Annotated in this window: 7 protein-coding genes; 3 read left to right on the top strand and 4 right to left on the bottom strand. The window is 37.3% G+C overall.

The window, feature by feature from the left end; all coding sequences use genetic code 11:
• Positions 1–137: 137 nt before the first annotated feature.
• The 3 genes from AC2CZC_RS23630 to AC2CZC_RS23620 form a co-directional block, all read right to left on the bottom strand.
• Entirely contained in the window at positions 138–848 is a 711-nt protein-coding gene (locus AC2CZC_RS23630) for a class I SAM-dependent methyltransferase (RefSeq protein ID WP_484585703.1), read from the bottom strand.
• A gap of 1257 nt (positions 849–2105) precedes the next feature.
• Entirely contained in the window at positions 2106–2558 is a 453-nt protein-coding gene (locus AC2CZC_RS23625) for a hypothetical protein (protein ID WP_484585702.1), read from the bottom strand.
• 188 nt (positions 2559–2746) lie between these two features.
• On the bottom strand, positions 2747–2920 hold the full coding sequence (locus tag AC2CZC_RS23620; RefSeq protein ID WP_484585701.1) for a hypothetical protein: 174 nt from the start codon (positions 2918–2920) through the stop codon (positions 2747–2749).
• Between the two features lie 480 nt (positions 2921–3400).
• On the opposite strand from AC2CZC_RS23620, the gene AC2CZC_RS23615 reads away from it, so the two are divergent.
• From AC2CZC_RS23615 to AC2CZC_RS23605, 3 genes are all read left to right on the top strand, one after another.
• A complete protein-coding gene (locus AC2CZC_RS23615; RefSeq protein WP_484585700.1) occupies positions 3401–3805 on the top strand; it encodes a type II secretion system protein GspG in 405 nt (134 codons plus the stop codon).
• A 92-nt stretch (positions 3806–3897) separates the two neighbouring features.
• Positions 3898–4395, top strand: a complete 498-nt coding sequence (locus tag AC2CZC_RS23610) for a hypothetical protein (protein ID WP_484585699.1) — start codon at positions 3898–3900, stop codon at positions 4393–4395.
• 4 nt (positions 4396–4399) lie between these two features.
• Entirely contained in the window at positions 4400–4735 is a 336-nt protein-coding gene (locus AC2CZC_RS23605; RefSeq protein WP_484585698.1) for a hypothetical protein, read from the top strand.
• Positions 4736–5018: 283 nt separating this feature from the next.
• On the opposite strand, the gene AC2CZC_RS23600 is transcribed toward AC2CZC_RS23605, so the two are convergent.
• Positions 5019–6824 (bottom strand): ricin-type beta-trefoil lectin domain protein, encoded by a 1806-nt coding sequence (locus tag AC2CZC_RS23600; RefSeq protein WP_484585697.1) that lies wholly within the window; start codon positions 6822–6824, stop codon positions 5019–5021.
• Positions 6825–6886 lie beyond the last annotated feature (62 nt).

Raw genomic sequence — 6886 nt, 5'->3', positions numbered from 1 at the left:
AGAATAAACCCTCAACCTCCAGCTATACGAGGGCTCTATACCTAAGCTTTTTAAAAGGTACAAAGATCGAAGTTGGAGTAAACAATTTCAAGAAATTAAAATAAAAACGGTACCTAAAAGGCCATTTAAAAACGAGTTCAAGAAACTCTGATTGCTTTTACAAAGATATAGCCGCCAGTTCGATTATCTTCTTTTAATGAAATGGACGCGGATTTGGAAATTTTAAATCCTAAATCAGAGAAGCACATATCCAACTCATCTTCAGTCAGAGGGATGCTTTTATAGAAGTTATCTCCAGAACGCCAACCATTTGTACGGTTTAAAAATGCGCCTTGGAAGATTCCATCGTCTTTTAGAAGGGAGCATGCATTTTGAAGAGACTGGAGAAAGATTTCTCTTGAGTCACTAATGCAGTCTAAAACAAAGTGTGCATCGACGATGCTATATTTTTCAGTGATGTGTGGCTGTAAAATATCGAGTTGGGTAATGTTTCTAATTTTATCTTTAATTAATTGTGTTCTTGTTTCTATCTCTGCGGCATCATTTGGCTGTGTTTCAAGTTCTAATGCTTTTTTTACATAAAAGTCCCAGTTGTGACCATGCCCTTCTACCCATTCTCTGACTTCAGTCAGACATTCCTCATTAAAATCAGTAAAGTCTATTGAATCAACATACTTTGAAGCTGTAATTATGGAGCTAATAACTGGTCCGCCACCAATAACCAAAAGAGAGCCTTCTGGTTTAGTCGTATCATAACAATGCTGCCACCAGTTTAAATGAAATCCTTCTTCATAATCATAAGAGGGATCGTCTGAATAATAAGTTCTTAAATATTCTTTAGGGCTCATTAATTAATTTCCTTTTGAGCAATATTGATGTCTTTTAAAATTTAGGTTTTTAGTACGTTAGTTATAAATACTTCAATCCTGATTTGCCTAAATATTAAAAATAAAGCCATTTTTATTTGCCAAATCTTGTTTGTAAAAATTTCCTTTAAACAATTTCTTTGGTGGCATAAAGATATTTTTTATACGCGCTCTCGTATTGCTGACATATTTAATATGCTGAAATAATTGGGTTTTCAATGGTGAGCTTTAAATTGTCATTATTTTTTTTTCAATATTAAACACACTCAACCCCAACAGTTCAAACGCAACTGATTTACCTTTAAGTTCCAAATCGTTCCCATGCAGGATACATCTATAAACATTAGATAACAAGTGAAAAACCCAAATTTAACAATAATGCAATCTATGGGTAATTTATGATCAGTTAAGAATGGGGGGAGGTCAACAATTACAGGTTTGAAATATTGGTGTGTAAAAATGCTAAAGCGTCGTGGCCTGCAACCAAGTTTAAAATATTGCGTGTATAAGGAGGTATTTAACACTTTTAAATATTGTTAAATTGTAACATTTAGAAATTTAGGTTTTATATGTTTTGATACAGTTTTAAGATCTTTTTCTTTTATTATTTTTAGTTTTAATGAAAGATATGTTTTTGCTGTTTTTTTATGATTTTATTAGTTTATTTTTATTTTTTATGTGAGGTCTTCTAGTCTCATTATGCTGATAGTGATGTCGGCTTGAACATTTGTTTATATAGGGGTTGTAACCAAATCTTAAGTTATTTTGAAAAAATAACATTCCTATTTTTCACCACTTTGTTTAAAACAGAGGATGAAAATTAATATGCTTAGGCGAATACATGTAAAACTTAACGGTGAATAGGGAGTCAGGCACCATGTAAACTATTGATGAAATTGAAAGGCTGTTTGAGGTTCACATTACCCCGTATTAGCTAAAGAAAGTATTTATAAGCAAAAAGATGTTGTTTGACCAAAGCCAAAATGCAGCTGAGCACTCGCAGTTGCATTTTTTATGTCAAAAAAGCACTGCACTCATGTATGTCATTAGTACCTTTATGGTATTAATCGATAGGTGCATAGATGGCTAGCTGCAATATATTTAAAAAACGCTTCAAAATATATCTGTACCTCTAGGATGCCCCCATGTTCATAAAATACAATTGTAAGTTGAGGGTGATAGACTTCACCATCAGCCCCCAAGGTAACCTAGGTATATGTAAAAAATATTTTCTTTTATCTAATGCCAAACAGAAACTGGAAATGACAAACGCATAAATGTTCGCGATATTAAATCGAGTTTTACACCAAACTCGATGATTTCATCATTAGTCCAGCCATCTGGGTGCAACCAGTTTTCGTCTTCTAATTCACATAATATCCCTAGCTCTTTGTCTAACATGCTAAGTGGTGCTGCGGCTAAGCCCCAAAGCATGACAAGTTTGCCTTCAGTTTCATAATTGCGAGGTGTATTGGACTCTAATGCACGAAAATACTTTTTGGTCTCCATCAGTGCTTTTGACACTTCAACCAAGATTGCGTCTCTTAGATAATGCTTATCCATGGAGATTGAATAAAGCTTTAAGGCCACTTCGTTGAGTTTATCAATCAACTCATTGTGCGCTTGGCTATGGTGTCTCTCAAACATTTCAACATAGGCATCTTGTGCTGTGGTTGTTGGTTTAAGTGCCATAATCATTCACTCCCTTTGCTTAGCATGTTGTATGTGTAGAACAGACTAAAACTGCTCTTTGCATTGTTAGGTTTAGCAATTCAAAGCACAAAGTGACAAATAAAATTATTGATATTTTTTGATTAAATTTTGTGTGAGTTTTAGTTGGTTGAATTTATTAAGATTGGTGTGATTGCCCAGTCGTAAAATTAAGAGCTTCGATCTGGTTCTAACTCTTCAGCTGCTATTGCTACTGCCAATCCAGCACAGTCAACTAAAGTTGCGATTTTGAACCAGCTTGGTGTGGCCTTTTCTTCAACTTTTTCGGCATTCTCTCCAATGTAATCAAAGCGCGTTTCTTGCCCGTTTTTGTTATCGGTCAATTTTTTAAAATCATAACTTAAATTGTCTTTTTAGAATTGATAAGACCATCAATACAAAGGTTAAATACTTTCTTAGTGATTACGGGTTTGCAAGCGGAGTTGTATATTGAGGTGTTGATATGTTTTTTGAATTGGGGCTGTAAAGTATGCAATTTCTTCGTTAAGTAGGTAATTAATTTTGTCATAAGTTAGGCCACTTTGTTTAATATTCCAGCCAACACCAATCCATTGATAGCCGTTTGGGTACATATAAACTGTTCGTTCATCCCTTTCATGGCTAATAAGTTGTTTGTTGTTTTTTCATGTCGCAAGTTAAATAGTTGGTCTAGCAAATTAAGTGTAAAATGTTTTGCGTGGCTTTATGAGTGAGGCAAGATATTAGGCTAAATCAAGACTCCGTGTCGTTCAATCACTTCATGTTTAGTTCAGGAGATTCATATTAATGTATTGCTGGATTTTGACTAGAGATAACGGGTACTCATGAAAGCACTACTGACAGGGGTCTTTATATTTATTATTTGGTTCTTATTTTCGACTATTTACCCAGAAAGGTGTTTTCGACATAAATTAGCTTTAGATAAAACTGCTTTAGATATTACAATCTTGTCTGAGGCTGTTAAGCTATACAGACTAGAAAATAACTCGCTACCAAAGTCTCTTCAAGACCTTGTGCCAAAGTACGCTTCAGAAATACCACTAGACGTCTGGGACAAAGATTACTTTTATGACACCACTTCTGGTGGATACAAAATATCCTCATTTGGGTCAGACGCCGCTAAAGGTGGAATTGGAGCAGCCTCAGATATACATTCAGATATAACTGATGAAGAGTTTGAAAAAATCATAGGCATTATAGATAGACCTATTTGGGGCTGTAACGATTAATTTGTTCTGGTGAATTGAGCAGGGAAATTAGGCGCTTTTTTTGTTATGTTTTGGTGTAGTCTGGTAAAACCCCAATAAAGGATATATCGTACATGAGTTTTAAAATGCTTAGTGTAGTTAGCTTTTACCTTCTATTTTCAACTAGTTTAAGTGCTAATGAATCAGAGCTGATTGGTTCGGGCTCTAGCTCATATCATGTACGGTACTATGTAGCCAGCCTGGTTAGCTTAAATGAACTGCTTTTAAATGAAAGTGAAGGTGGTTTGCATAGTGTGCGGCTATTGTGCTGTTTCGGTGAGGAGAGTTTTATTGGTGAAGTGGTTAAGTATTATGAAGATCACATTCCCAGTGAACTAGAAGTAGCATTAAAATCTTCAGGCAATTTGCATAACCCAGCTCTATCCCCCTTAAAAGAAAACTTTAAAAATGCAATTAGGTCTACTTCAGAGTACCGTCTAATAGAAAAAACCTTAAAACAATACAAATATGAAATAAAATCGATACGGTTTGAGAAGTTTACTTTTCGTAAGGGCGAACTGTATGCAGATATTAACTTTGAAATTTTATATGTCGACAGTATGGAAGATTAAATTTGTGAACAACTTAAGCCGCTACTACCCGGTGCTACCACTGATTATTATGCTAAGTATCGTATCCGTAATTAGCTTTTTAGAATATTGGACCATTGCCATAATTCAAAGCCCAGAAGTTTTAAAAAACTATAATTTTGGTTCAGAAGCGATGGTATTTTATGGAGGTGAAAAATATCGTTCAGCTACTACCTATTCTGAACACCATCTCGCTCTTGCTTTGATTACTTTATCGTGTATTGCAGCAATAGTTGGTGTAATGGAAAAGTGTAAGTCTCATAAAGTTTTCAAGTCTTACTTATTGGTAACTGTGCTCTCAGCTATATGGCTTTTTGTATGATTAAAACACCGCAACCTGTTGGCATCGCATATAGTGGTTTAGAATAGGTACCAAACGAAAACTCATACTTACTAAAACGCTGCGAGCGTGTCCTTTCACTTAAAAAAACATTGAGATCAACCATATGTCCAGGCATTATAATGCTGGCAACAGACAAGCTGCAGGCCAAAATGTGGTGTTCAATATTACCAATCAGAACACAGTAGAAAGTGCAGCTGTAACTCCCCCATTCAATCAAAACCCCTGCCGGAAAGCGCCTCACCTTCCGGCAGTGTGTATTTTATTAGTTAGAAATAACCACGTTGTTGTGCCTTGTTAACACTGGGCAATCCCACAAGTGTGTTCTTGTGAAGTTATGTGGTGCCGGTGCATCTACACAGCGAGATGGTTGCAATACCGTTTTTAATTGGCCGTTAATGTATTCAAACTGCTGTGTTGGGCTGGTGCTACAGTCCCAAATCATGAGTTTTTCACCGTTGCTGGTCGCTCCGTTTCTGTAATCTAAGCATTTGTTATAGTCTACTTTACTTCTCACTTTTCCATCATTGGTGAATAACCACTTCTGGTTTGCACCATTGTGACAGTCGTGCAGCATGATGTCTTGGCCATTGCTTGGATGATACCCTGCAATATCTAAACACCTATCGAATAGCTTCATCTCAACATGTTTTTCAATGCCTAGGTAATTGTCATTCCAAGTGTGTGGATCTGCGGATTCTAGCCATCTTACTGTATTTTTCATATTTCCTTTACCAGCACTTCTCCATGAGAATAGATAGTCTGAGTCATTTGGTAAACACAGGTAATTGTCTTGCCATGCATGCGGATCTGCTAATTCAATGATTTGCGTACAGCGCATGCCATCAATTGGGCCAGCATAGGACCATTTCATACCAAGGTCTTGGGATGAGCAGAAGTAGTTGTCGTGCCACGTATGCGGATCTGCTGGCTCCACTGTCTGTACACAGTACATACCATCTACTTTGCCAAATGATTTAAAGGTAAATGATACACCACCAAGGGCTGTGTGCTGGTCTAAAGCGTGGACACCTGTCAGTGCACTGATAGACAAGTCTTGTTGATTACAATCAACGCCGTTCGCTTGTAATCTGCCGTTTTGGCATTCTTTAAATGCAACTTGTCTTGATGTGCTACCTGGCTGCAAGCTGATTGGATTTGCACTGACTCCAACCGCGGTCATTTTATGTTGGTTTCGCAAAGCTTGTACATCAACCAGAGAAAGGAAGTCACTGCTATTCAATGATGCAAATGCCAGGCTGACTTTCATCTTTTTAACCGTACTTGATAGGCTAACGCTGTTTCCGGATACCTGCAAAGGAGCATTCTTATGATAACCAACAGAAAACTTTAATTGGTTGTTAGGTGTTCCTGGATTCACAGCCTGAACAAAAAAGCTCATGATTGGTTCGTGACGGTTAGAGTGATGGCCATACTTTATGCGTTCAAGCTCGTTAACGTCAACTGCAACCCCGACTCCTAGATTACCTTTATTGACCATAAACATTAGGGATTGTGCGCCATCATATGTCTTAACCTGATCAACGACCTGCTTTAAGGTATTGTAGTCAATATCTTTGATTAGGCTATGTACTATGGTTCTTGCTACTTCAACGTTGTTTTCATTAACGCCATCAACTAGGTCTTCTAATTGACCTAGGTGGTGTGCATTGGTGACTGCAACAGTGGCAAAGTGCTCAAGTGCAGCGAGTTTTTGTTGTTGGTCTGCTACAAATGTTCCAATGTTGTCTAAAGTGGCCAGTTGCTGTGCAAGCGATATGGCTTTATCAGTAATTGCTGATGAATCTACACCAACCAAGTTAGTTGCGCTGTTAACAACATTTGCACCATGTCTCAGTGTGTCAATTGCAATATTGGTTACAGGGCTTGTAACGTGTCTAACTACTTGTGCCACTTGTGAAACCGCACCACCAACGGTCCCGATCGGATCTTTAAAGAAGTCACCAATACTGCCCCAACCAAACGCATTTGCTTGGCTCGTCATCACCATAGAGCCAGCTACCACAGAGGCAACGACTGCTGAATTTACGATCCCTTTTCGTGAACCCATTATTTACTCCAAAATTTATTATTGTTTAATTACACGACGCTCAAAGGCATTTACACTGGCTT

The sequence above is a fragment of the Pseudoalteromonas sp. MMG033 genome, assembly GCF_057197785.1.
This window is presented reverse-complemented; position numbering and strand designations above follow the sequence as displayed.